Source organism: Marinobacter sp. LV10R520-4 (assembly GCF_002563815.1).
Lineage (GTDB): Bacteria > Pseudomonadota > Gammaproteobacteria > Pseudomonadales > Oleiphilaceae > Marinobacter.
The window spans coordinates 4,249,121-4,273,000 of the sequence record NZ_PDJM01000001.1 but is presented as its reverse complement, the minus strand read 5'-3'; the positions used below and the strand labels follow the sequence as shown (position 1 = coordinate 4,273,000).

The 23,880-nt window shown below is 56.6% G+C and carries 27 protein-coding genes and 2 tRNA genes; 28 read left to right on the top strand and 1 reads right to left on the bottom strand.

Annotation, left to right across the window (positions count from 1 at the left end; translation table 11 throughout):
- Nucleotides 1-45: 45 nt before the first annotated feature.
- From iscB to ATG98_RS20690, 4 genes are all read left to right on the top strand, one after another.
- Nucleotides 46-1,389 carry an RNA-guided endonuclease IscB gene (iscB, locus tag ATG98_RS20705; protein WP_098424276.1) on the top strand — a complete coding sequence of 448 codons (1,344 nt, stop codon included), beginning with the start codon at nucleotides 46-48 and terminating at the stop codon, nucleotides 1,387-1,389.
- A 55-nt stretch (nucleotides 1,390-1,444) separates the two neighbouring features.
- On the top strand, nucleotides 1,445-2,434 hold the full coding sequence (galE, locus tag ATG98_RS20700; protein ID WP_098421676.1) for a UDP-glucose 4-epimerase GalE: 990 nt from the start codon (nucleotides 1,445-1,447) through the stop codon (nucleotides 2,432-2,434).
- Between the two features lie 61 nt (nucleotides 2,435-2,495).
- Complete coding sequence (locus ATG98_RS20695; protein ID WP_098424275.1) at nucleotides 2,496-3,839, top strand: UDP-glucose dehydrogenase family protein; 1,344 nt, start codon at nucleotides 2,496-2,498, stop codon at nucleotides 3,837-3,839.
- A gap of 11 nt (nucleotides 3,840-3,850) precedes the next feature.
- Nucleotides 3,851-4,276: an HIT domain-containing protein gene (locus ATG98_RS20690; RefSeq protein ID WP_098418820.1), complete on the top strand. Its 426-nt coding sequence runs from the start codon at nucleotides 3,851-3,853 to the stop codon at nucleotides 4,274-4,276.
- Here ATG98_RS20690 and fabR read toward each other — a convergent pair.
- Nucleotides 4,273-4,908 carry an HTH-type transcriptional repressor FabR gene (gene fabR, locus ATG98_RS20685; protein ID WP_098424274.1) on the bottom strand — a complete coding sequence of 212 codons (636 nt, stop codon included), beginning with the start codon at nucleotides 4,906-4,908 and terminating at the stop codon, nucleotides 4,273-4,275. The genes ATG98_RS20690 and fabR overlap by 4 nt on opposite strands.
- 282 nt (nucleotides 4,909-5,190) lie before the next feature.
- Between fabR and aspS the strand changes: the two genes are divergently transcribed.
- The 24 genes from aspS (at nucleotide 5,191) to ATG98_RS20565 (ending at nucleotide 23,840) form a co-directional block, all read left to right on the top strand.
- Entirely contained in the window at nucleotides 5,191-7,023 is a 1,833-nt protein-coding gene (gene aspS / locus ATG98_RS20680) for an aspartate--tRNA ligase (protein WP_098424273.1), read from the top strand.
- Between the two features lie 3 nt (nucleotides 7,024-7,026).
- Entirely contained in the window at nucleotides 7,027-7,554 is a 528-nt protein-coding gene (gene ruvC / locus ATG98_RS20675; protein WP_007352044.1) for a crossover junction endodeoxyribonuclease RuvC, read from the top strand.
- 37 nt (nucleotides 7,555-7,591) lie between these two features.
- A complete protein-coding gene (gene ruvA / locus ATG98_RS20670) occupies nucleotides 7,592-8,221 on the top strand; it encodes a Holliday junction branch migration protein RuvA (RefSeq protein ID WP_098424272.1) in 630 nt (209 codons plus the stop codon).
- A gap of 121 nt (nucleotides 8,222-8,342) precedes the next feature.
- Nucleotides 8,343-9,398, top strand: a complete 1,056-nt coding sequence (gene ruvB, locus ATG98_RS20665; RefSeq protein WP_098424271.1) for a Holliday junction branch migration DNA helicase RuvB — start codon at nucleotides 8,343-8,345, stop codon at nucleotides 9,396-9,398.
- The gene (gene ybgC / locus ATG98_RS20660) at nucleotides 9,391-9,825 is read left to right on the top strand and encodes a tol-pal system-associated acyl-CoA thioesterase (protein ID WP_098421675.1); all 435 of its coding nucleotides are present in this window, start codon (nucleotides 9,391-9,393) and stop codon (nucleotides 9,823-9,825) included. Before ruvB ends, ybgC begins: the two co-directional genes overlap by 8 nt.
- 135 nt (nucleotides 9,826-9,960) lie before the next feature.
- A complete protein-coding gene (gene tolQ, locus ATG98_RS20655) occupies nucleotides 9,961-10,638 on the top strand; it encodes a protein TolQ (RefSeq protein ID WP_416376606.1) in 678 nt (225 codons plus the stop codon).
- 33 nt (nucleotides 10,639-10,671) lie between these two features.
- Nucleotides 10,672-11,118: a protein TolR gene (tolR, locus tag ATG98_RS20650; protein WP_098424270.1), complete on the top strand. Its 447-nt coding sequence runs from the start codon at nucleotides 10,672-10,674 to the stop codon at nucleotides 11,116-11,118.
- A gap of 79 nt (nucleotides 11,119-11,197) precedes the next feature.
- Nucleotides 11,198-12,205 (top strand): cell envelope integrity protein TolA, encoded by a 1,008-nt coding sequence (gene tolA / locus ATG98_RS20645; RefSeq protein ID WP_098424269.1) that lies wholly within the window; start codon nucleotides 11,198-11,200, stop codon nucleotides 12,203-12,205.
- A 33-nt stretch (nucleotides 12,206-12,238) separates the two neighbouring features.
- On the top strand, nucleotides 12,239-13,552 hold the full coding sequence (gene tolB, locus ATG98_RS20640; protein ID WP_228706229.1) for a Tol-Pal system beta propeller repeat protein TolB: 1,314 nt from the start codon (nucleotides 12,239-12,241) through the stop codon (nucleotides 13,550-13,552).
- Between the two features lie 144 nt (nucleotides 13,553-13,696).
- Complete coding sequence (pal, locus tag ATG98_RS20635) at nucleotides 13,697-14,266, top strand: peptidoglycan-associated lipoprotein Pal (RefSeq protein ID WP_098418811.1); 570 nt, start codon at nucleotides 13,697-13,699, stop codon at nucleotides 14,264-14,266.
- Between the two features lie 63 nt (nucleotides 14,267-14,329).
- Nucleotides 14,330-15,100 carry a tol-pal system protein YbgF gene (gene ybgF, locus ATG98_RS20630; protein WP_098418810.1) on the top strand — a complete coding sequence of 257 codons (771 nt, stop codon included), beginning with the start codon at nucleotides 14,330-14,332 and terminating at the stop codon, nucleotides 15,098-15,100.
- An 84-nt stretch (nucleotides 15,101-15,184) separates the two neighbouring features.
- Nucleotides 15,185-15,260 (top strand) — tRNA-Lys (locus tag ATG98_RS20625).
- Nucleotides 15,261-15,422: 162 nt separating this feature from the next.
- Nucleotides 15,423-15,498 (top strand) — tRNA-Lys (locus tag ATG98_RS20620).
- Between the two features lie 264 nt (nucleotides 15,499-15,762).
- On the top strand, nucleotides 15,763-16,128 hold the full coding sequence (gene eutS / locus ATG98_RS20615) for an ethanolamine utilization microcompartment protein EutS (protein WP_098424268.1): 366 nt from the start codon (nucleotides 15,763-15,765) through the stop codon (nucleotides 16,126-16,128).
- Nucleotides 16,107-16,622 carry a EutP/PduV family microcompartment system protein gene (locus ATG98_RS20610; RefSeq protein WP_098424267.1) on the top strand — a complete coding sequence of 172 codons (516 nt, stop codon included), beginning with the start codon at nucleotides 16,107-16,109 and terminating at the stop codon, nucleotides 16,620-16,622. Before eutS ends, ATG98_RS20610 begins: the two co-directional genes overlap by 22 nt.
- Entirely contained in the window at nucleotides 16,619-17,308 is a 690-nt protein-coding gene (eutQ, locus tag ATG98_RS20605) for an ethanolamine utilization acetate kinase EutQ (RefSeq protein WP_098424266.1), read from the top strand. Before ATG98_RS20610 ends, eutQ begins: the two co-directional genes overlap by 4 nt.
- 14 nt (nucleotides 17,309-17,322) lie before the next feature.
- Nucleotides 17,323-18,147, top strand: a complete 825-nt coding sequence (gene eutT / locus ATG98_RS20600) for an ethanolamine utilization cob(I)yrinic acid a,c-diamide adenosyltransferase EutT (protein WP_098424265.1) — start codon at nucleotides 17,323-17,325, stop codon at nucleotides 18,145-18,147.
- Nucleotides 18,144-19,130 (top strand): phosphate acetyltransferase, encoded by a 987-nt coding sequence (gene pta, locus ATG98_RS20595; RefSeq protein WP_179888235.1) that lies wholly within the window; start codon nucleotides 18,144-18,146, stop codon nucleotides 19,128-19,130. Before eutT ends, pta begins: the two co-directional genes overlap by 4 nt.
- 45 nt (nucleotides 19,131-19,175) lie before the next feature.
- Nucleotides 19,176-19,469, top strand: a complete 294-nt coding sequence (gene eutM / locus ATG98_RS20590; RefSeq protein WP_098424264.1) for an ethanolamine utilization microcompartment protein EutM — start codon at nucleotides 19,176-19,178, stop codon at nucleotides 19,467-19,469.
- A gap of 90 nt (nucleotides 19,470-19,559) precedes the next feature.
- The gene (gene eutM, locus ATG98_RS20585; protein ID WP_143751531.1) at nucleotides 19,560-19,886 is read left to right on the top strand and encodes an ethanolamine utilization microcompartment protein EutM; all 327 of its coding nucleotides are present in this window, start codon (nucleotides 19,560-19,562) and stop codon (nucleotides 19,884-19,886) included.
- Nucleotides 19,887-19,911: 25 nt separating this feature from the next.
- Nucleotides 19,912-20,217 (top strand): EutN/CcmL family microcompartment protein, encoded by a 306-nt coding sequence (locus tag ATG98_RS20580; RefSeq protein WP_098424263.1) that lies wholly within the window; start codon nucleotides 19,912-19,914, stop codon nucleotides 20,215-20,217.
- A 56-nt stretch (nucleotides 20,218-20,273) separates the two neighbouring features.
- Nucleotides 20,274-21,671: an aldehyde dehydrogenase family protein gene (locus tag ATG98_RS20575; RefSeq protein ID WP_098424262.1), complete on the top strand. Its 1,398-nt coding sequence runs from the start codon at nucleotides 20,274-20,276 to the stop codon at nucleotides 21,669-21,671.
- Between the two features lie 38 nt (nucleotides 21,672-21,709).
- Nucleotides 21,710-22,591, top strand: a complete 882-nt coding sequence (eutJ, locus tag ATG98_RS20570; RefSeq protein WP_098424261.1) for an ethanolamine utilization protein EutJ — start codon at nucleotides 21,710-21,712, stop codon at nucleotides 22,589-22,591.
- A 1-nt stretch (nucleotide 22,592) separates the two neighbouring features.
- Nucleotides 22,593-23,840 (top strand): iron-containing alcohol dehydrogenase family protein, encoded by a 1,248-nt coding sequence (locus tag ATG98_RS20565; protein ID WP_098424260.1) that lies wholly within the window; start codon nucleotides 22,593-22,595, stop codon nucleotides 23,838-23,840.
- Nucleotides 23,841-23,880: the final 40 nt, after the last annotated feature.

Genomic DNA, 23,880 nt, shown 5'->3' with positions numbered 1-23,880 from the left:
GCCTCCGTCACAAGGCCCGTAAGGGCATTCATTGAAAGGAAAACGATGTCGGTCTTTGTATTAGACAAACGCAAACACCCCCTTATGCCGTGCACCGAAAGGCGCGCACGGCTTCTGCTCAGCCGTAGGCGAGCCGTGGTGGTGCGTGCGTATCCGTTTACAATCCGGCTGAAAAACCGTACCGGTGACGTCACACAGCCGTTACGAATCAAGATTGACCCCGGCAGCAAGGCCACCGGGATCGCGGTGGTTCGAGAAAACGGCCAGAAGCAACACGTTCTGGCGTTAATGGAATTAGTCCATCGCGGCCGCCAGATCAGCAAGTCTTTGGACCAACGCAGGGCGTTTCGCCGCCGGCGTCGCAACCAGCTGCGGTACCGGGCACCCAGATTTCTGAATCGAACCAAGCCGAAAGGCTGGCTGGCCCCGAGTCTCCAGCATCGGGTCGATACCACCCGGAGCTTGGTGAATCGGCTTCGATCTCTGGTGCCGGTTGTGTCTATCAGCCAGGAGCTGGTTCGATTCGATAGGCAAAAGATGGAAAACCCGGAAGTCAGCGGTGTCGAATACCAGCAAGGCACCTTGCTCGGCTACGAGATCCGCGAATACCTACTGGAAAAGTGGGGCCGCGAATGCGCCTATTGCGCTGATACCGATACGCCGCTTCAAATTGAGCATATCGACCCAAAAGCCAACGGTGGCTCGAACCGCATCAGCAATCTGACGCTGGCGTGCCGGCCCTGCAATCAGGAAAAGGACCGGAAATCCTTGGTTTCATTCTTTGCCACATCCAAGCGGCTAAAGAACCACCAGGCCAAGCTGGATCGCATCCTCAAACAGTGCAAAAAGCCTTTAAGAGACGCCTCAGCGGTCAACTCCACCCGGTGGGCATTGCATCAGACACTGAAGCAGACGGGCCTGCCGGTTGAAGTAGGTACCGGCGGCCGCACCAAGTTCAATCGTCGGCGACTGAACATTCCTAAGACACACGCGCTGGATGCGGCTTGCGTCGGAGAAGTCGAGATCGTAGAGGGTTGGGACGTTCCAACCTTGGCGATCAAAGCCACCGGGCGCGGCAGTTATAAACGCACACGCTTAACAAAGCACGGTTTCCCTCGTGGATATCTGATGCGACAGAAGCAAGTACAGGGGTTTCAAACCAGAGATATGGTGCGCGCCGTGGTGCCAGCAGGCACGAAAGCCGGCACCTGGCAGGGTCGTGTGGCGGTTCGTAAAACCGGCAGCTTCAATATTCAGACAAGTAGTGGTGCTATTCAAGGAATATCTCATCGCCACTGTGTTTTAACCCAGCGAGCGGATGGCTACGGCTATCACATCCAACCCAACCAACGAAAGGAGGAGGGAGACAGGGAAAACGAGTCGCGCTGACGCACGACGCGCTATCCCTCCCCGCCCTGAAGGACGGGGTATCCCGCGCAAAATGATGAAAGTTCTCGTTACCGGCGGTGCCGGCTACATTGGCAGCCACGTAGTGCGCCAGCTGGCTGCGGCCGGCCATGACATTGTGGTGTTCGACAATCTTTCCACCGGCTATCGCTGGGCCGTCACCGCCGGCGAACTGGTGGTGGGTGATCTGGCAGACCCGGAGGCCATTGACGCCGTCTTCAGCCAGCATCAGTTTGAAGCGGTGCTGCACTTTGCAGCCAACATTGTAGTGCCGGAATCGGTCAGCAATCCCCTGAAGTACTACGCCAACAATACACGCAACACCTTGAATTTATTGCAGGCGGTTGATCGTTACCAAATTCCTTACATGGTGTTTTCGTCTACCGCTGCCGTCTACGGCACGCCAGAGCAGACCGTGCTCACCGAAGATCTGCCGTTAGTGCCCATCAATCCGTACGGCGCCTCTAAAATGATGAGCGAGCGGATGATTATGGACCTGGCCGCGGCATCGTCCCTGAATTACGTTATTTTGCGCTACTTCAACGTTGCCGGTGCCAACCCCGATGGCCTGCTGGGCCAGGCCACGCCGGAAGCCACCCACCTGATCAAAGTCGCCTGCGAATGTGCTACCGGCCAGCGCGAAGGTATGAGTGTATTCGGCACCGACTACGACACCCGCGATGGTACCTGCGTGCGTGATTATATTCATGTGGAAGACCTGGCCAAGGCCCACGTGATGGCGCTGGACTACATGGCCCGTGGTGGTCAGTCCCAGGTGATGAACTGCGGCTACGGCCGCGGTTTTACCGTTGATGAAGTCATCAGCGTGGTCAAACGTCTCTCTGGTGTAGACTTCCCGGTTCAGCGCAGTGGCCGCCGTGCGGGTGACCCCGCGGCGCTGATGGCCGATAACCAGCTGATCAAACACACCCTGGGCTGGCAGCCAGACTACGACGATCTGGACATCATTGTGGGCACCGCGCTGGCGTGGGAAGGCATCTGGCAAACGCGCAAGCGCGAGCAATAGAACCGGGCCCGCAAGAATTCACAGTTACCCTTAATTTGCTTAGAACAGCAGGAAATGATTCATGAATATAACGATTTTTGGCACCGGTTACGTAGGATTAGTAACGGGCGCGTGCCTGGCGGATGTCGGCCATAACGTGCTGTGCATGGATGTGGACCAGGCCAAGATCGCAAAGTTGGAAAACGGTCAGATTCCCATCTACGAGCCCGGTCTGGAAAATATTGTGCGGCACACAGTGGAAGCAGGGCGCTTGTCCTTTACCACCGACGCTGAAAAAGCAGTAAGACACAGCAGCTTGCAGTTTATTGCCGTGGGTACGCCCCCAGACGAAGATGGCTCGGCAGATTTGCAATATGTTACCGCGGTCGCCCGATCCATCGGCCAGTACATGGACGATTACACGGTGGTGGTGGATAAATCGACCGTACCGGTCGGCACTGCCGATAAGGTCAAAGCTGCAGTGCGTGCACAACTAGACAGCCGCGGCCTGACGTTGGAATTCGACGTGGTATCGAACCCGGAATTCCTCAAAGAAGGCGCGGCGATCAACGATTTCATGAAGCCGGACCGCATCATCATCGGCTGCGACAGCGACCGTGCCGCAGACCTGCTGCGCGAGGTGTATTCACCATTTAACCGCAATCACGATCGCATGGTGTACATGGACATCCGCTCCGCCGAGCTGACCAAATACGCCGCCAACGCGCTGCTGGCCACCAAGATCAGCTTTATGAACGAAATTGCCAACCTGGCAGAGCGCCTGGGCGCCGACATCGAAGCCGTGCGCCGCGGTATTGGCTCAGACCCCCGCATCGGCTACCACTTTATTTATCCCGGCTGCGGTTACGGCGGTTCCTGCTTTCCCAAAGACGTGCAGGCCCTGGCCCGCACCGCCGAAAGCATCGGTTACGAGGCCAAGTTGCTGAACGCAGTGGAATCCGTCAACTACGCCCAGAAGCACGTGCTATTTGACAAAATCAGCCACTATTTCCGTGGCGATCTGAAGGGCAAGGTTGTGGGCCTGTGGGGCCTGGCGTTCAAGCCCAACACCGATGACATGCGCGAAGCCTCGGCACGCACTTTGATGGAAGATCTTTGGAAAGCCGGCGCCACCGTGCAAGCGTTTGACCCGGAAGCGATGGAAGAAACCCAGCGCATCTACGGCGACGAAGCGCGCCTGACCTTGTGCGGCACCAAAGAGCAGGCCATCAAGGGCGCCGACGTGCTGGCAATCTGTACCGAATGGAAAGAATTCCGCTCGCCAGATTTCAAAGCCATTGCCGAAACTCTCAAGCATTCCGTTGTATTTGACGGCCGTAACCTCTACGAGCCGGAAATGCTGGAACGCCATGGCCTGGTGTATTACGCCATCGGCCGCGGCCGCAACCAGTTTCACAGCGAATAACGGGAAGCAACATGGCAAACATTAACGGCTTTAGCCTCCACCAGCGCCTGGAAGCTGACACTCACAGCTTAGGCCAAAGCCGTTTGTGCGAGCTGCGCTTGATGAACGACAGCACCTGGCCCTGGGTGATACTGGTGCCTATGCGCGAAAGCACTCGTGAGATTTATCAGCTTGAAGAAGCTGATCAGCAGCGTTTGTTGTGGGAGTCGTCAGAGCTCAGTCGCGCCATGATGGAACTGTTCGACGGCGATAAAATGAACATCGCTGCACTGGGCAACATGGTGCCGCAGCTTCATTTGCACCATATCGTGCGTTACCAAGACGACCCGGCCTGGCCTGGCCCGGTGTGGGGCACGCAGCCTCCAGTGGCCTATGGTGAGGCGGAACTCGCCCGCGTACGCGAGCTGCTAGAGTCGGTTTTGGCGAGGCTGAATTAAACCTTGTCGTAGCCTTTGGTGCCCATTTCTTGGGCACCAAACAACACCATGCGCAGCTCAATCTTCAGTTTAACTTTCAGCTGTTCCTGAATTTCTGCACTGGCATCCAGCGCTTCCGCTCCCTGGCTGAAAACCAGCGCCACCATAGCCTCGGCCACCAGTTTGGGCTCCGCCAGAGGGCGGCCTTCTGCGGCGGCAAAGCGGCGCAAGTCCACGGCCAGTTCCGTTGCGACATGATCAATCTCGGCTTTAATCGCCGTCCGAAAATGCTCCGACAGCCCGGTGCGTTCCCGTAGCATCAAGCGGAACAGGTTGGCGTTGCCCTGCAAATATTCCATAAAGGTATCAATAGAGGTCGCGATAGCACTGCCATCATCGCCGTCACGAACAATGCGCCGGCGGGCCTGACGCATCAGCTGGCGTAATGCCACGCCACCTTCGTCCACCAGAGTCATGCCCAGTTCGTCCAGATCTGTGAAATGGCGATAGAACGACGTAGGTGCAAGCCCGGCCTGGCGCGTCACTTCACGCAGGCTAAGGCTGCCAAAACTGCGGTCGGCGCTTAACTGGGCTAGGGCAGCATCCATCAGGGCGCGGCGGGTACGGCTTTTCTGCTCAGCGCGGGACGACAAAATAACGACTCCAAAAACGGTTGATAACGCATATTCTAGTCACCTACCAAGGCTGCGTCACTTAGCGGCAAGGCAACAATAACGCCGGCCTTCAAACAGGCCTGATTTTCACCACCATTCTGTTTATAATGTTGCACTTTTAAAGTATCGTTCGCGCTAAATTTTGCGAGCCAGAAACAACTTAACGGCGGGCGCTCGCTCGCTTTCCCGACGTTACGGTATGAACACCGTGAAAATATTTCAGCATTCAAACCTCAGACACCTTCTATAACGGGAACCGGTATGCGCAGTCATTATTGCGGTGAGATCAACGAATCTCACATCGATCAGGAAGTTACACTCTGCGGATGGGTACATCGCCGCCGTGACCACGGTGGGGTTATCTTCCTGGATCTGCGCGATCGGGACGGAATCTCGCAGGTAGTGGTAGACCCAGACGTCCCCGAAAGCTTTGCCCTGGCGGAAAAAGTTCGCAGCGAATACGTGGTGAAAATTACTGGCCGTGTGCGTCGTCGTCCCGCCGGCACCGAAAACAGCAACATGGCCACCGGCCAGGTTGAACTGCTGGGCAAAGAAGTGACCATTCTGAACGCCGCGGCTACACCGCCGTTCCCTCTGGACGAACACGTTGATGTGGGCGAAGACGTACGTCTGCGCTACCGCTTTATAGACCTGCGCCGCCCGGAAATGCTGAATCGCCTGCGCTTCCGCTCGCGGGTTACCAGCTATATCCGCAATTATTTAGACAGCAACGGCTTTATGGATGTGGAAACCCCCATCCTGACCCGTGCGACCCCGGAAGGCGCCCGTGACTACCTGGTGCCCAGCCGCACCCACGAAGGTTCCTTCTTCGCGCTGCCGCAGTCGCCGCAGCTGTTCAAGCAGATGCTGATGGTGTCCGGCCTCGACCGTTACTACCAGATCGCCAAATGCTTCCGCGATGAAGACCTGCGCGCCGATCGCCAGCCGGAATTCACCCAGATAGACGTAGAAGCGTCGTTTGTGAATGAAGAAGACCTGATGAACCTGAACGAAGGCATGATTCGCGCCCTGTTCAAAGACGTCATGCAGGTAGAATTGCCAGACTTCCCGCGCATGCCACATTCTGAAGCTATGGACCGCTATGGCAGCGACAAACCGGATCTGCGTATCCCGCTGGAACTGCAAAGCGTAGACGACCTGGTCGCCAAGGTAGATTTCAAAGTGTTCGCCGGCCCGGCCAACGATGACAAAGGCCGTGTTGCTGCACTGCGTGTGCCCAACGGTGGCTCACTCAGCCGCAAGCAGATTGACGAATACACCAAGTACGTGGGCATTTACGGTGCCCGCGGCCTGGCGTACATCAAAATCAACGAGCTGGTCAAAGGTGCTGAAGGGCTGCAATCGCCCATCGTCAAGTTCCTGGGCGCTGATGTTGCGCTGTCGATTATCGAGCGTGTCGGCGGCCAGGACGGCGATATTGTGTTCTTTGGTGCCGATAAAACCAACGTGGTGAATGAAGCCCTGGGCGCGTTGCGCATCAAAGTCGGCCACGATCTGAATCTGCTGACCTGTCAATGGGCGCCGATGTGGGTAGTGGATTTCCCCATGTTCGAAGAGTTGCCTGATGGCGGCCTGACCGCTATTCACCATCCGTTCACCGCGCCCTCGTGTTCGCCGGAAGAGCTGGTGGCCAACCCGGCCACCGCGCTGTCCCGCGCTTACGACATGGTTTTGAACGGCACCGAATTAGGCGGCGGTTCCATCCGTATTCACGACCAGCAGATGCAGCAGGAAGTGTTCCGCATTCTGGGTATCAGCGAAGAAGAATCCCGCGCCAAGTTCGGCTTCCTGCTGGACGCACTGAAGTTTGGTTGCCCGCCCCATGGTGGCCTGGCCTTTGGCCTTGACCGTCTGGTGATGCTGATGACAGGCTCCAGCTCCATCCGCGACGTGATTGCGTTCCCGAAAACCCAGAGCGCCACCTGCCTGATGACCCAGGCGCCAGGCGCGGTCGACGAAAAGCAACTGCGCGAGCTGCACATTCGCCTGCGCAAATCGGCGAAGGCTGTCGAAGGCAATATTGCTGGTACTGATCGTATCGTCGACAACAGCAACGTCGACGGTAACGCCTGATCCGTGCCCATAATCCTCGGCGTTGATCCCGGCTCGCGCATTACCGGCTATGGTATTATCCGCGTCGAGGGCAGGCATACTGAATACATCGACAGCGGCTGCATCCGCGTGGGTGAAAAACCCATGGCGGAGCGGCTACGAGTGATTTTTCAAAGCCTGGTCACGCTGATTGCGGAATTTCGTCCCGAGGAATTTGCCATAGAGCAGGTGTTTATGGCTCGCAACCCGGATTCTGCCCTGAAGCTGGGGCAGGCCCGCGGTGCGGCCATCGTAGCCGCAGCCACTAGCGGTCTGGAAGTGCACGAATACTCGGCGCGTCAGGTAAAGCAGGCGGTGGTGGGTTCCGGCGGCGCCGAAAAAGCCCAGGTGCAGCATATGGTGCAGGTGCTTTTAAGCCTGTCGCGCAAGCCTCAGGAGGATGCCGCCGATGCCCTCGCCATAGCGCTTTGCCACGCTCACATGAATCAGAGCCTGTTGCGCGTAGCCGGGCAGGGCGGCAAGGCCCGCAGCGGGCGAATGCGGCAGCAATAACCGACATCCAACCGGCACCCGTGCCAGGAGCCTTGATGTGATTGGTCGTATCCGCGGCATTTTGCTGGAAAAAAAGCCGGCCCAAGCGATGGTTGAATGCCAGGGGCTGGGTTATGAGATTGATATCCCCCTTTCTACCTTCCTTAACTTGCCCGATCCGGGGCAGGAACTCACATTACACACTCATTTTGTCGTTCGCGAAGACGCTCAAAGCCTGTTTGGTTTTTCCTCCAGACTGGATCGCGACCTGTTTCGCCTGCTGATAAAAGTGAATGGTGTGGGTCCCAAACTGGCCGTGGGCATTCTGTCCGGGTTGAACGCCGGCCAGTTTATTCGCAGCGTGCAGGCGCGAGACACCAGCGCCCTGGTAAAACTGCCCGGTGTGGGCAAAAAAACCGCCGAACGCCTGCTGGTCGAGATGACAGACAGGATAGGTCAGCTGGAAGGGCAATTTGAACTGACGGCAGCATCCGCTTCTGGTGCAACGCTGCCCGCTAACGCCATGCCGGCGGCGAACGACCCCCGCGAAGAAGCCGAAGCGGCCTTGATAGCGCTGGGTTACAAACCCCAGGAAGCCGCCAAGGCCATCAGCCGTATTGCCGAAGACGGCATGACCAACGAACAGCTGATTCGCATGGCGCTGCGCAACATGATACCCACGGTATGACGCGGCTTTAATGCGCGCGGGGCTGGCGCCGAACCTTGCGTCAGCGTAACGTGACAGCCTGCACAGCCTTTGTACAATTGCCACGCGTTTAAACAGTCCTGATAAAAGAGCCGCTTACACAATGATCGAATCTGATCGCCTGATTTCGGCAAAGCCTGCCGACTACGAAGACGTTCAGGACCGCGCTATTCGCCCTACATTGCTGGCGGACTACGTAGGTCAGCCGTCGGTACGCGAGCAGATGGATATTTTCATTACTGCGGCCCGCAACCGTCAAGAAGCGCTGGATCACGTACTGATATTTGGCCCGCCCGGGCTGGGTAAAACCACTCTGGCCAATATTATAGCCAATGAAATGGGCGTGGCGATTAAAACCACCTCTGGCCCGGTATTGGAAAAAGCCGGTGATCTGGCGGCCATGCTGACCAACCTTGAAGCCGGCGACGTGCTGTTTATCGATGAAATCCATCGTTTGAGCGCAGCGATTGAAGAAATTCTATATCCGGCGATGGAAGATTATCAGCTGGACATTATGATTGGCGAAGGCCCGGCTGCGCGCTCGATCAAGCTCGATTTGCCGCCATTTACCCTAATAGGCGCCACCACCCGAGCAGGCCTGCTGACGTCGCCCTTGCGGGATCGTTTTGGCATTGTCCAGCGTCTGGAGTTTTACAACAACGCCGACCTGACCCGTATTATTCTGCGGTCGGCGCGGCTGTCGTCGGTGCATATTGACGAGGCTGGTGCGTTTGAAATGGCGCGCCGTTCCCGCGGCACACCGCGTATCGCCAACCGCCTGTTGCGCAGGGTTCGCGACTACGCCGAAGTGCGCGCAGATGGCCGTATTACCGCCAACATAGCTGACCTGGCGCTGAACATGCTGAAAGTGGACGATCAGGGTTTTGACCACATGGACCGGCGTCTGTTACTGGCGATGATTGAAAAGTTTGACGGTGGCCCGGTGGGCGTCGAAAGCCTGGCCGCTGCCATCAGCGAAGAGCGCGGCACCATTGAAGACGTGCTGGAACCGTTTTTGATTCAGCAGGGTTTTATGCTGCGCACCCCTCGCGGGCGCATGGTCACCAACCACGCCTACCAGCATTTTGGCGTAGCCCGTGGAGCAGCAAACGGAGAAAGCACGCCGCCTGCGGCAAATGGAGCGCCCGCTGATGACTGAGCTCATCAGCAACAGTTTTGTTTTACCGGTACGGGTTTACATTGAAGACACCGACGCCGGCGGCATTGTTTTTCACGCCAACTATCTGAACTACATGGAGCGTGCCCGTACCGAATGGCTTCGCAGCCACGGTATTGGCCTACGTGCCGGGCTAGCCGACAACGTCAGTTATGTGGTTCAGCGTATGGAGCTGTATTTCCGCGCGCCGGCAAAGCTTGATGACATGCTGGAAGTTCGCGCTGTACCAATTGCTTTTGGTAGGGTATGGATGAAGTTTCGCGAACAAGTCGTGCGCCAGTGCGATCAGAAGCTGTTGTGCGAGGCCAGCGTTACGGTCGCTTGTGTCACCATGGATACTGGCCGACCCCAGCGTTTACCCGCTAATATGACCAGCCTGCTTGAGCAGCAGGTACAGCAGAGCAAGTAGCCGCAGAGCGCACAGCCGCTTTAGAAACGTTTGAAGATTTGTTTAATACGTTGTTTGAAATACTGTCCAAAAAATGGATTAAAGAATTCTCTGAAGAATCATCAAAATAACCGGGAGTAGAAGGTGGAATCTGAAATGTCGGTCTGGTATCTGATTTCCAACGCCGGTGTGCTGGTGCAGTTGGTGATGCTGTTATTACTGTTGGCGTCGGTCGCGTCCTGGGCGCTGATCCTGCAACGCTTTCAGGTATTTCGCAAAGCCCAACAGTCACGGCTGGCGTTTGAAGAGCGGTTCTGGTCAGGCATGGACCTGGGCCAGCTTTACCGTGAAGTGGCCGCCGAACCCACGCCCTTTTCCGGGATGGAATCCATTTTTCGCGCTGGCTTCCGCGAGTTCTCCCGCCTGCGCCAGCAAAGCCATGACGCTGACGCGGTAATGGACGGCGCCCAGCGCGCCATGAGAGTGGCCTTTTCCCGTGAGCAGGAACGGCTGGAAGCCAGCTTGCCATTTCTGGCTACGGTAGGTTCTACCAGTCCTTACATCGGCCTGTTTGGAACCGTATGGGGCATTATGAACTCCTTTCGCGGGCTGGCACAGGTGCAGCAGGCAACGCTGGCTACAGTGGCCCCCGGTATTTCCGAGGCCTTGATCGCCACCGCCATGGGCTTGTTCGCCGCCATTCCAGCGGTTATCGCCTATAACCGCTTTGCCGCGCGCTCCGACGCTCTGCTGAAAAACTATGAAACCTTTGCTGAAGAGTTCTCCAGCATATTGCACCGCCGGGTTCACAGCGGCGACCGAGCAGCATCGTGAATCTCAATTCGCTGAAGGCAAGGGTGTAACCTTATGAAAGGTATGGGGATGATGCCGGAAAGCCGGCGCAAACCAATGTCTGAAATCAACGTGGTGCCCTACATCGACGTGATGTTGGTGCTGTTGATCATCTTTATGGTAACCGCGCCCATGCTGACCCAAGGCGTGAAGGTAGACTTGCCGCAAACCAGTTCCGACCCGATCCAGGCCGAGAAAAACGTAGAAGCGATCATCGTGTCGGTAGACAGCAATGGCGCCTATTACGTGGAAGTGGGTGATCGCGGCAGTGACCCGATGGCGCTGGAAGAGTTGCAGGCAGAAGTCGCCAAGATTTTGTCCCAGCGCAGCAACAGCGAAGTATTGGTGCGCGGCGACGAGCAGGTACGTTATGGCACAGTGGTACGCTTGATGTCGGCGCTGCAAATGGCGGGCGCAGCCAATATCGGGCTGATTACCGAAGCGCCCCTGGACAAGCCATGACAGCAGTGCAGGCGGGTTTACGGTGAGTGGACGGGAGCGCGAGCAGAACAATGCTGGAACGCCAGCCTGGAAATCGCCCGTGGCGGTTTCCGTTGGCTTGCACCTATTGATTTTGGTGATAGCCATTAGCGGTTGGAGCTGGAGCAGCTCTAACTACGAACCACCACCGCGCAGCATTTCTGCCAGGCTGATAGGCCCTGAACCGCGGCCGGCGCCGGCAGTAACCGAGGTGGACCAGCCTGACGAAGCCGAACAGCGCCTGGTAGAAGATCGCAAATTGCTTGAGCAGCAGCGTAAGGCGGAACAGCAACGCAAAGCCGAAGAACAAAAGAAAAAACAGGAAGCGGACGCCCGCGTGCAACAGCAGGCGGAACAGAAGCGCGAGGAACAGACCCAGGAAAAAGCCCGCGCACAGGCTGAAAAACAAAAGCAGGCGCAGGTCACAGAGGCTGCAAAACTAAAAGCCGACGCTGAAGCTAAAGAGCAGGCCAGGCAAAAAGCGGAACAGCAGGCCGAGCGCCAGCGCCAGGAAGCAGAGCGCAAAGTCGAAGAGCAGAAGCAGCTGGAAGAACAGCGCAAAAAGGCAGAAGCAGAACGCCAGAAGCGCGAACAGCAAGCGAAGGAAAAGGCCGAGCAGGAACGCTTGGAAGCCGAGCGTAAACGCCAGGAGGCAGAGCGCAGGCTGCGTGAGCAGAATTTGAAAGCGCTGGCGCAACAGGCGACAGACGCAGAAGCCGATCAGGCGCGACAATCACAACAAGCTGCGGCAGCCAGAGCGCGTGAAGCGCAAATGCTGACCGATGCAGAAAAGTACCAGGCTTTGATTCGCGAAAGCTTGAGCCGGGCCTGGTATCCGCCGTCGTCAGCCACCGAACAGATGACAGCACGATTACAGATTTCCCTGCTGCCAACCGGTGAGTTGGTGAACGTAACGCTGGTGCGTGGTAGCGGTAATACGGCGTTTGATAATTCGGCACTGAGTGCGGTGCGTTCATTGAGCCGCTACTCTGTGCCTCCCGACCGGGACACGTTTGACAGCTATTTTCGCCAGTTTACCATCGAGTTCAACCCCAGTCGGTTGCGCTAGAATACGAGTAACACTATGACACAGGCTCTGAACATGACGTCGTTAACAGCCCTGAAAAATCGCACCGTTCGCGCGGCGCTGACACTGGTTTTGCTGCTGGCGACCAGCTTGCCGCTGCGCGCCGAGCTGCTGATCCGCATCACCGAAGGTGCTGGTTCGGCGCTGCCCATCGCCGTGGTGCCGTTTGCCGAAAGTGGCGCTATCCCGCCGGGCGATACCCTGGCCGACATTGTGCAGTCGGATCTGACCATGAGCAGCGAGTTTCGCACTCTATCAGCGGAAAAAATGCTCAGCCTGCCGTCGCAGCGTTCCGAAGTGCACTTCCGCGACTGGCGACTGCTGGGCCAGCGTTATGTACTGGTCGGCCAGTTGACCCGTCAGGGTGATCGTCTTGAGGCCCGCTATGAGTTGTTTGATGTGAACCGCGAGGAGCGCATTTTGGGCGAGAGCGCGGGAGCGCCTTTGGGCGACCTGCGCACCCTGGCCCATCACGTCAGTGACCGGGTTTATGAAGCCATTACCGGCGAGCCAGGTGCTTTTTCAACGCAACTGGCGTACATAACCCGGGAAAACGTTGGCGATAAAGTTCGCTATCGCCTGCAGGTCAGCGACATTGATGGCAAACGTTCGCGAGTGCGCCTTGAAAGCCCTGAACCGATTTTGTCGCCGGCCTGGTCGCCGGATGGTGGTAGTCTGGCGTATGTGTCGTTTGAAACCGGCAAGCCGGCGATTTACGTGCACGAACTGGCCAGTGGAAAACGCACAAAAATCGCCGACTTTCGTGGCTTGAACTCGGCCCCGGCCTGGTCTCCTGACGGTAAATCCTTATTGATGACATTGTCTAAAGGCGGCAATGCTGACATTTACCGGATGGATCTGGCCAGCCGTGATCTGACCAAGCTCACCGACCATTGGGCTATCGAAACCGAAGCCAGCTACGGTGCCGGCGGAGACGAAATTTTCTTTACCTCTGACCGCTCTGGTGGCCCGCAGATCTACCGCCAGAAAGGTAAGGGCGAGCCGCGCAGGATGACCTTCGGTAGCCGCTACAACGCGCGCCCCAGGCCTGACCATAAGGGCGAGTTTGTGTATTACGTGCACCAGCGCAGTAGCGGGTTTCATATTGCGCGCACCAACCTTGAAAGCGGGGAAGAGACAGTGCTTACCCGCACCGAATCCGATGAATCACCCAGTGTCTCCCCCAACGGACGCATGCTGATCTACGCTACCCGTCAGGGTGGTGCCAGCGTGCTGACGGTTATCTCGGCGGATGGCGGTGCAGCTTATAGCTTGCCTGCTACCGAAGGCGATGTCCGTGAGCCGGCGTGGGGCCCGCTGACTCGGTAACTGGCTGGCCAAAAAAGGCCGACCGGTGAGTTAGGAAGTAAACGCAGTTTTTGAATGATTAATGACCGTGTTTTAACCCATTAACGACAAGTCTTTAACCTATTGATGACTATATTTTAGTCCATTGACGACGAGGAAATGCTCATGATGTTTTCAGTTCAGTCCAAAGCTATTGCCATGCTGTTCTCGGTTGGCCTGATTGCCGGTTGTAGCTCTACCGGCGACCCGATGGAAGACGCCGATTACGGTTCCGATGTGTCAGCAGTAGACCAGCAGGGTGGCTCCACCGTGTTCAGCGACGGCAGCCGTGACGGTGTATCGTCTTCACAGCTGAGCGAAGAAGAGCGCATGGCTGAACAGCAGCAGTCGCAACAGATGGCGCTGCGCGACGTTACCGTGTTTTACTTTGATTTCGACACCGCTGAAATCAACTCAGAATCCCGTGACGCACTGGTTTCCCATGCGCGCTACCTGTCTGCTAACCCGTCAATGAACGCCCGCCTGGAAGGCCATGCGGACGATCGTGGCACCAAAGAATACAACCTGGCCCTGGGCGAGCGCCGTGCTAACGCAGTGCAGCGCTTCTTGATCGTAAATGGCGCTTCACGTGGCCAGCTTGAAACCATCAGCTATGGTGAAGAAAAGCCAGCGGTACAGGGCATGAGCGACAGCGCCCGTTCCCAGAACCGTCGGGTAGAGCTGCTTTTCCGTTAAACCTCGTTGTTAACACTCGCTGTTAACACGACGAGGAACTTTTAGCCTTCATCAGGTACGCCCATGACTATAAAGCTCATGGCGGCTGCCACCCTCCTGTTTGCGGTAACGCAGGCAGGAGCGGTGCTGGCACAGTCGTCGACACCGGCATTCCAGAATAATGCGTCTGAGGCCAGCCGCCAGGCCGGCAATAATCAAGCGAGCGCAGAGCTGTTTTACATGCTGCAGCAGTTGCAGGGCGATTTACGGCGCCTGCAGGGTGAGGTAGAAGAGCAACGCCATCTGCTAGAACGCCTGGAGCAGCAGAGCCGCGATCGCTACATTGATCTGGATCAGCGTATTCTGAAGCTTACTGCGGCGCAGCAGCAGGCTCAGGCGGCCGCCAGTGCCGCACCCGCAACGCCTGCACCTGCCGCCGTGCAAGCAAAAGACTATCGTCAGCCTTCCGCTGAAGAAAGCAAAGCCTACAACAGTATTGTTGACCTGATTCGTAACCAGAAAAAATACGACCAGGCGATCACCCAGATTTATGAGTTTCTGGACACCTATCCCGAAGGTGACCTAACCGTGAATGCCTATTACTGGCTCGGTGAAGTCTATCTGGTGAAACCTCAGCTTGAGCAGGCCAAGCAGGCCTTCAGCATTGTCGCTACGCGTTTTGCCGACCACCGCAAGGCAGCGGATTCAACCTATAAACTGGGGATTACTCTGGACCGGCTGGGCGAAAAGGAAGAGGCTGGCCGGCGAATGCAAACCGTGGTAAAAAACTACCCGGACAGCAGCGCGGCGAAGCTGGCTCAGAGCTATCTTGACGGCCAAAGTAGCGGCAGTTGAAGGCCGGCGTTTGGAAAAAATGAAAAAAACGGGCGCAAAGGGTTGATCACGCCTGAAAAATCATTAATATGTGCGCCTCGCTCGGGGTCGTTAGCTCAGTTGGTAGAGCAGTTGGCTTTTAACCAATTGGTCGATGGTTCGAATCCATCACGACCCACCAAACACCCGTCAGGGTCTTGTTAACACAGTGTGGTGGCACAAAGTGTTAGCACAGAGCTCCGGCGGTAAGCACTGAAGTGTTGCAGTGCTGCGGTGGTTTAAAGCAGTTTCAACGCGCAAGCACGCCGACCAACAGGCTGTTTGTTATTCAGTGAGCAATTTAGGGTCGTTAGCTCAGTTGGTAGAGCAGTTGGCTTTTAACCAATTGGTCGATGGTTCGAATCCATCACGACCCACCATTACTCAAGGTCTGCTGAAAAGCAGACCTTTTTTTTATCTTTTTTTTTCTTTTTTTTCTTTTTGTTATCTCTCTAATTCGCCTCGCTTTTTGTCTTCAAAACCCCTGTTGTACCCAATCTCTAAAATGTCTATTTTTTGACCAGCGTCAACGTTAGCCACGAATGGTCGGAAAAGTAACCAATGCTGCCCTATGCTCTAAGCACATCAAGGGTTTCTGCCTGATTGTGTCAGCGGCGCCCATCGCCAGTCCCATGGAGCATTCAATGGTGTCTGCCATCAGCCCTGACAAGTCAGCCGGCATTGAGCGCATTATTCAGGAATACGTTCCGGGTAAGCAGGTTACGCTCGCACACTTGTTGGCAAACCCCACTGAAGATTTGTGCACCAAGGTGGGCGTTGAGCATGCTGATGCGATTGGCATACTGACTCTAACGCCGGGTGAAACCGCCATAATCGCTGGCGACATCGCCACCAAATTTGCAGCGGTCGAAATTGGTTTTCTCGATCGGTTTTCAGGTGCTCTCGTGCTGACAGGCAGCATTGGTTCGGTAGAAGAGGCACTCAACGCTATTCTCTCCACGCTGCATTCGTCACTGGGGTACAGGGTATGTCAAGCAACAAGGACGTAAGCAAGGAGCGCCTGCATCCGGATCTTACGGACTTTGTGCTGGTGGGTGATGTGGGTTGCGGCAAAACCGCGCTGACCCTGGCGTTGCTGGAATTGGATGAAAAAGTACTGAAAACCCAGGCCGTTGTGTTCCACGCAAGTCATGTAGTGGATACACCAGGGGAGTTCGTCAATCGCCCCGCTTATTATGGCGCTCTGTTGTCTACCATTGTTGATATCAGCACCATTGTTTATTTGCAGCCCGCCAACAGCAAAGCCTTCTCTTTGCCGCCTGGCCTGCTGCACGTGTATCCCAAAAAGCGGGTTGTTGGCGTGGTCAGTAAAACCGATCTGCCAGACGCGGACCCTGAAAGGGCCTGCCGTGTGCTTACCGAACACAACATTTCACCGCCGTATTTTTTGACCTCAACGGTAACGGGGGACGGCGTTGATGCGCTGCGATCCTTCCTGATCAGTCTGCAACAACCAGAATCAAACTCGGGGGCCACATCATGAAATCCCTGCTAACAGCTGAGACTATCAAAGAACTTCACCGCAACGGACAAACGTCGGTGGAGTTTTCGCCTCAGCAAACCATTATTACTCCGGAAGCCCGGGATGTTGCCAAAAAACTCGGGCTTAAAATTGTCGATATACCCGCTGGCCAGCTGCCGCTCAAAAAGCAAAACGCGGCGGTCAATGTCGATAGCCTGCACGCGATAAAACAAGCGGTCAAAGCAAAGCTGCCCGCCGGGCACCAGAACTCTGGGTTGCTGGACCAGCTCATCGAAAAGGCCTTGAAAGAACTTCGCCAGCAGGATTCAGAAGGTCCATCGTGCGAATGTGAGCGAGCCCCCAATGGGGTGGTTCTGGTCAGGGGTAACTCGGTCAAGCTCGGCCGCTTCGATGGCGCAGGAGGCAAACCCATCGGTGTGACCGACGTAATCGGCGCAGCGGACAAAAGCTCCATGGCCGCCGGCTACATGCAATGGGAGAACTGCAGCTTTCCCTGGACCCTGACCTACGACGAGATAAACGTCGTGCTTGAGGGTGAACTGCACATCACCAGCGGCGACCAGGTATACAAGGGCAAGCCCGGAGACGTGTTTTTCATTCCCAAAGGTTCAGCGATCGAGTTTGGATCGCCGGGCAAAGTGCGCTTTGTCTATGTGACCTATCCGGCGGACTGGTCAGCTCAATAGAAGGGGTTGTAACGATGCCATCCTGGATTACAGAAACCGCTTTAAGAGCCGATTTCGGCCTGGCTCACGGCAGCGAAGTACATCTGCCCCAAGGCTCCCGGCTAACACCGTCGGCCAGCCAGCTGTTGGCAGAGCGTAAAATCCGCATCAAATACGTGAGCGACGATGGCCGTGTTTTTCTTCCAGACAGCGCGGAACAGGGAGCTGCTCAGAAAGCTTCCGTGCACCCCCTGACCAGTGCCAACCAACACCCGGGCAACCAATGTTCGCTGTGCCACAGCGCTGTTGAACACAAAACCGAATTACTGACACTGCTGGATAACGAGCAGCTGGTGCCAAAAACCCATCCGCGAATTGCCCTGCGCGGCAAGCTGGATACGCTCATTTCGCAAACGGTCTGGGTACAAACCCAGTTTGCACCCGGTTTTAAAAAATACCCGATGCTGTCTCACGCCCTGGCCGACTTGCGCTCGTTCATGGGCAATCTGTTGCGCTGCGAAGTGACCGGCGACGAGCTGACCGAAATCAGTATGGCGGAGCTGGACGACGACACCATTCATCGCATTTCGCACCAGCCGCTAAAATATCTGGGGCACGATCATATTGTTCCGGAGCTGAAACACGGGGCCAATGTGTCTTTGCTGAACGTGCTCAGAGCCCTCAGCCGGGAAGCCGAGCTGGAAGCTTGCCGGACGTTTCAGTCGCAAACCTTTGGCCTGACACGGCCAGACCTGGTTCAGGGCCTGAACCGCCTCAGCAGCGCACTTTATGTGTTGATGCTGATGACCCTGGTGGTTGAGTCGACCGGTTCGCTGCCAGAGCTGAGGCCTGCGCGATGATCCGCCTGATGGAGCAGTGTCGCAAAGACTGCCTGGCCAAGCCTCTGCGAATCGTTTTTCCGGATGCGCGCGATGTGCGTGTTCTGCATGCCGCCAATGAGCTGCAAAGGCGCGGCCTGGCAAAGCCCATACTGCTGGGCAACCCTTTTGATTTGCGGGATTACGCCCATCGCGCCGGCGTGGCCTTGCCTTGCCTGGCCATAGCGGATCCCCAGAACTCGCCGCTGATCGATGCGTTTGTCAGCGCCTATGCCGATCAGAATAAAACCGTTGACCGCCAGCAGGCGCAGAAGCAGATGGCTGATCCGCTGTACTTTGGCGCCATGATGGTCCAACAGCAGCATGCCGATATCTGCATCGCCGGCAACCTGTCCACCAGCGGTGACGTTGTTCGTGCTGCCATCAAGGTGATCGGCGTGGCGGCTGGCAACAAAACAGTGTCCTCGTTTTTTCTGATGTCGTCGGCAGACAACACCGATTTCAAACTGTTCGCAGACGCCGGCGTGATACCCGAACCCACGGTGGAACAGCTGGCTGATATTGCCATCGATTCTGCTCGCAGTTTTGAAAAGCTGACCGGCGAACAGGCCAGGGTAGCGCTGCTGTCATTTTCCACAAAAGGCAGCTCGCAGCACCCGGCAGCCCAGCGTGTTCGTGCCGCATTTGATCTGGTTAAGAGCCGGGAGCCATCGTTGATCGTTGACGGAGAGCTGCAGTTCGATGCCGCCGTGGTGCCGACGGTTGCCGAAAAAAAGGCGCCGCAAAGCCCGTTAAAGGGTAATTCGAACGTGTTGATTTTCCCGTCGCTGGACGCTGGAAATATTGCTTACAAGATTACCCAGCGCCTGTGCAACTACATGGCGCTGGGGCCCATGCTGGAAGGATTGGCAAAACCAATGCACGACCTGTCACGGGGCTGCAGCGCTGACGATATTGTTGACGTTGCGACGCTGGCATCGTGCCTGGCTAACAAGGCGTTTTAACACAGCGTTCTAAAAAACGCAGAGACACACCGAGGAGTACTACTCATGAATGAAGCACTTGGCATTATCGAAACAAAAGGCCTGACCGCATTAATCGAAGCGTCAGATGCCATGGTCAAAGCAGCTCGCGTGCAGCTGGTTGGCTACAAGCAGATTGGCGCCGGGTATGTGAGCGCGATGGTGCGTGGCGACGTAGCCGCCTGCAAAGCCGCAACCGACGCTGGTGCAGCTGCGGCACAAAGGTTGGGCGAACTGGTGGCCGTGCACGTCATTCCGCGTCCGCACGGCGATCTGGAAGCCATTTTCCCGATCACACCGACCGGTCAGCCTCTGTTATAGGCGGTTGGCCCACCCCGAAATAGGTGTATGCAGATGAATGCACTCCTGAAGCAGACCACAGTACAAGCCACAAAGCGCGAGGATACGAGAATGATGGAAGCACTGGGTATTATCGAAACCAGAGGTTTGACGGCGCTGATAGAGGCATCCGATGCCATGGTAAAGGCCGCCAGGGTAGAGCTGGTGGGTTTTGAGCAGATTGGCGCCGGGTACGTCATCGCTTTGGTCCGCGGTGATGTAGCAGCCTGTAAAGCTGCAACAGACGCCGGCGCGGCCGCAGCGCAACGCCTTGGCGAGCTGATTGCGGTTCACGTGATTCCGCGACCCCATTCCGATCTTGAAGCGATTTTTCCGATTTCGCCAAGATCGGCGGGCAACGGGGATAAAACCGGGCAAGGCAAAAAAATAACGGGCTAGAGCCATTTGACCGGGAAGGTATCCCATGAGACTAGCAAAGGTAATTGGCCAGGTTGTGGCAACAGTCCGCAGCGAAGGGTTGGGCATGGACAAACTGGCGCTGATCAAATTCATTGACCAGAACGGCGAGGAAGAAAGCTCTGTGTCAGTGGCGGCCGACAGGCTGGGCGCCGGTGAAGGTGAATGGGTGCTGGTGGTTGGCGGCAGCTCCGCTCGCATGTCTATCGACAGCAGTGGCCACGCACCCGTTGACCTTAGCGTGGTGGGCATCGTTGACGAGGTAACCGGCGGCACTAGCACCTGGTTTCAGAAATATCAGCGCAACTATTAAATAAAGCGTTTTAGGAAACGGTCACGGATTCACCGGCCGACCGCGGGAGACCAAAGATGCAAATGGACCCACAGCAGATTGAGACGATTGTACGCAGGGTGATCGAGCAACTGCATTCGCCCCAGCACGATGGTGAGCGCTACGGTGTCTTCAAAACCCTTGATGATGCCGTCGCAGCGGCTCAGAGCGCCCATAAAAAAATACGGTCAATGGCGCAGCGGCAAGCCATCATTTCTGCTATTCGCCATAGCGGCTCCAAACACGTTCAGGAGTTGTCGGAACTTGCGGTGCAAGAAACCGGCTTTGGCCGGGTTGAAGACAAAATACGCAAACACAAACTGGTGCTTGAAAAAACACCGGGCGTTGAAGCCATCGTGCCCACCGTGATCACCGGTGATCACGGTTTATCACTGATTGAAAACGCGCCTTGGGGTGTGATTGCATCGGTCACGCCGTCCACCAACCCTTCCGCCACTATTCTGAACAACGCCATCAGCATGATTGCGGCGGGCAATTCCGTAGTGTTTTCGCCACACCCGGCCGCCAAGGCGGTGTCCCAGCGTGCCATTCAACTGATCAACCGCGCCTCGGAAAGCGCGGGTGGGCCACCCAACCTGGTGACCTGCCTGGAAAACCCAAGCATCGACGCCGCCACCCGGCTGTTCAGCTTCCCGGGTATTCACCTGCTAACCATTACTGGCGGCGAGGCTGTGGTCAACGCTGCTCGCAAAGTCACTGATAAACGCCTGATTGCCGCCGGGCCGGGCAATCCGCCGGTGGTGGTCGACGAAACCGCCAATATTGAACGCGCAGCCATCAGCATCGTCCAGGGCGCGTCCTTCGACAACAACATTATCTGTGTTGATGAAAAAGAAATCATTGCAGTCGAGTCCATCGCTGACGCACTAAAAAAAGCCATGTGCCAGCACGGTGCGGTCGAGATCAATCAACAACAGGCCGACGCGGTTGCGCGCCTTGTGCTGGCGGATTACCCCGGCCCAAACCCACGCACCAAGTCTGAGTGGGTGGGCCGTGATGCCGAAAAAATTGCCGCTGCCGCCGGTTTTAGCGTGCCCCAGGGCACCCGGCTGCTGGTGGTGGAAACCAACCGCGATCACCCCTTTGCGACCACCGAGCTGATGCTGCCGGTTATTTCGCTGATTCGCGCCCGTGACGCCGACCAGGCCATTGACTGGGCGGTTGAATTGGAAGCAGGCAATCGCCATACCGCCGCCATGCATTCGCGCAACATCGACAACCTGTCGCGCATGGCTGTGGAAATCAACTGCAGCCTGTTTGTTAAAAACGGACCTTGCCTGGCGGGACTGGGTGCTGGCGGTGAGGGCTGGACCTCCATGACCATTTCGACCCCCACCGGAGAAGGCGTCACCAACGCCAGTACGTTTGTGCGTAAACGACGCTGCACGCTGGTGGATTCGTTCCGGATTGTTTGAAACAGGGGTGTGGCACGAATTGTTAGAAGGAGATCGGTATGAGTACAACAATGGCGGAGGTCAATCGCTTGCTGCGCAAAACCGCTGGCCTGATCAACAACGATAACCCAAGCCCTTTTCAAGGCCAGTTTCGCGTGGGCGTGGATCTGGGTACCGCAGACATCCAGACCATTGTTGTAGATGCGGCAGGCAAGCCGCTGGCGGGCTATATGGAGTGGGCCAATGTGGTCCGCGATGGCATTGTGGTGGACTTCTTCGGTGCCAGCCAGATTGTGCGAGAACAGGTTCGACGCGCCAGCGAAAAGCTCGGCATACGCATTGAGCAGGTGACTACCTCGTTTCCACCAGGCACCGATTCCCGCATATCCACCAATGTGATTGAAGCCGCCGGGCTAGAAGTCGCTGGCGTGATAGACGAACCCAGCAGCGTTGCAAAATTGTTACAGCTGCAGCACGCAGCGGTGGTGGATATTGGTGGCGGCACAACCGGCACGGCGATTATCGAAAACGGAGAGGTTGTGCGATCTATGGACGACGCCACCGGCGGCCGTCACATCAGCCTGGTCATTGCCGGGCATTTTGGTTTGCCTTATGAAGAAGCCGAAGAGATGAAACGCGCAAGCCGCGATCAGGCGCTGTGCGGGCTGGTGGCTCCGGTGATCGCAAAAATGGCAGATATCGTTCGCAGCCACATTGCCGGCCATAAGGTTCCTGCTATTTACCTGACCGGCGGCTCTTGCGCCTTACCTGGCTTCCTCGACGTGTTCGCCGCAGAGTTCCCTGGCATCGATGTGATCCTGCCGGAACACCCGTTGTATTTAACCCCGTTGGCGATTGCGACTTATTCCGAGGCGGTTCAGGCTCCTGTTCATCAACAGCGCCAGACACAGCGCCAAGCGCAGCGACAGAAGGTCGGATGATATGAACCCACTCGACTCGCACCTGGACCCGCCTCTTGGCACTAAAGCGATTGAGCAGATCGTTACCTGCACGTTGGATGAACTGGCTCCGCAAGGCCTGTTCAGCTTCAACGCACCGCGGCAAACATTGATGGGCGAGGGCGCCATCCTCAAAATTGGCGCCTTGCTTACGCACCTGGGTGTAACCCGCGTGCTGGTGGTGGCAGATCGGGTGGTGTACGAAAAAGGACTGACGCAATCCATGCAGCGCAGTCTTGAACGCGCCGGTATATCGAGCATTATTTTCCCGGGCATTGAGCGCGAGCCCGACGAAGCCGTGGTTGCCAGGGCCATTGAGTTGCTGATCAGTGAGCGCGCAGATTTTGTTCTGGGTTTCGGTGGTGGCTCGGCTCTGGATGCCGCCAAGGCGATTGCCCTGGCGGGCAGTACTGGCGCCACCTTGCACACAATGGCTGCGCCAGGGTTTAGCGGTAGCCGCAGTATTGGTCTGGGCGCCGTTCCAACCACTGCTGGCACAGGCTCGGAAGTGACCGACATCAGCGTGATTATGCGCGCAGATCGACAGCACAAATACGTGATCAAACATCTGGACCTGATGCCAAACCTGTCAATTGTAGATCCGGCGCTCATGCTGAATTTACCGCCGCGGGTAACCGCTGCCATCGGCATCGATGCGCTGACCCACGCCATTGAAGCCTACGCCGCTCGCAGCTCACATCCGCTCGCCAAAGCGCTCGCAATATGTGCGATCCAGAGCATCGCTGAAGCTCTGCCCATTGTGGTCGGTAACGGCCGTGATATGGCAGCGCGGCTGACCATGGCAACAGCCGCTTACAAAGCCGGACTGGCGTTCAGCAATTCCGGCCTTGGTCTTGTACACGCCATATCTCACCAGATTGGTGCCCGTTATCAAATCGCCCACGGCATCGCCAACGGAATCCTGCTGCCCTACGTGATGAGGTTCAACGCCTTGGTGTGCCAGCGTGAATACGCGGCTATCGCCCATATGTTGGGAGTTACCCACAGCGGTATGACCCAGCGCGAACAGTGCATGGCCTCTATCGCAGCGGTCAGTCAACTGTTAGCGGACATCGGATTGCCGGGCAACCTCGCCGCCAGCGGTATTAGCCCTGCCGAATTTTCGTCCATAGCCGCCGAGGCGTTGGCAGATGTGTGTATCAAAGACAACCCAAGAGATGTAACCGAAGCAGATATTGTTCAACTGCTTGAGGAAGCGTGCAGTACCTGAAGCGGTCGTGTGATTTTGACCATTTCTACAAGGAAGGTGA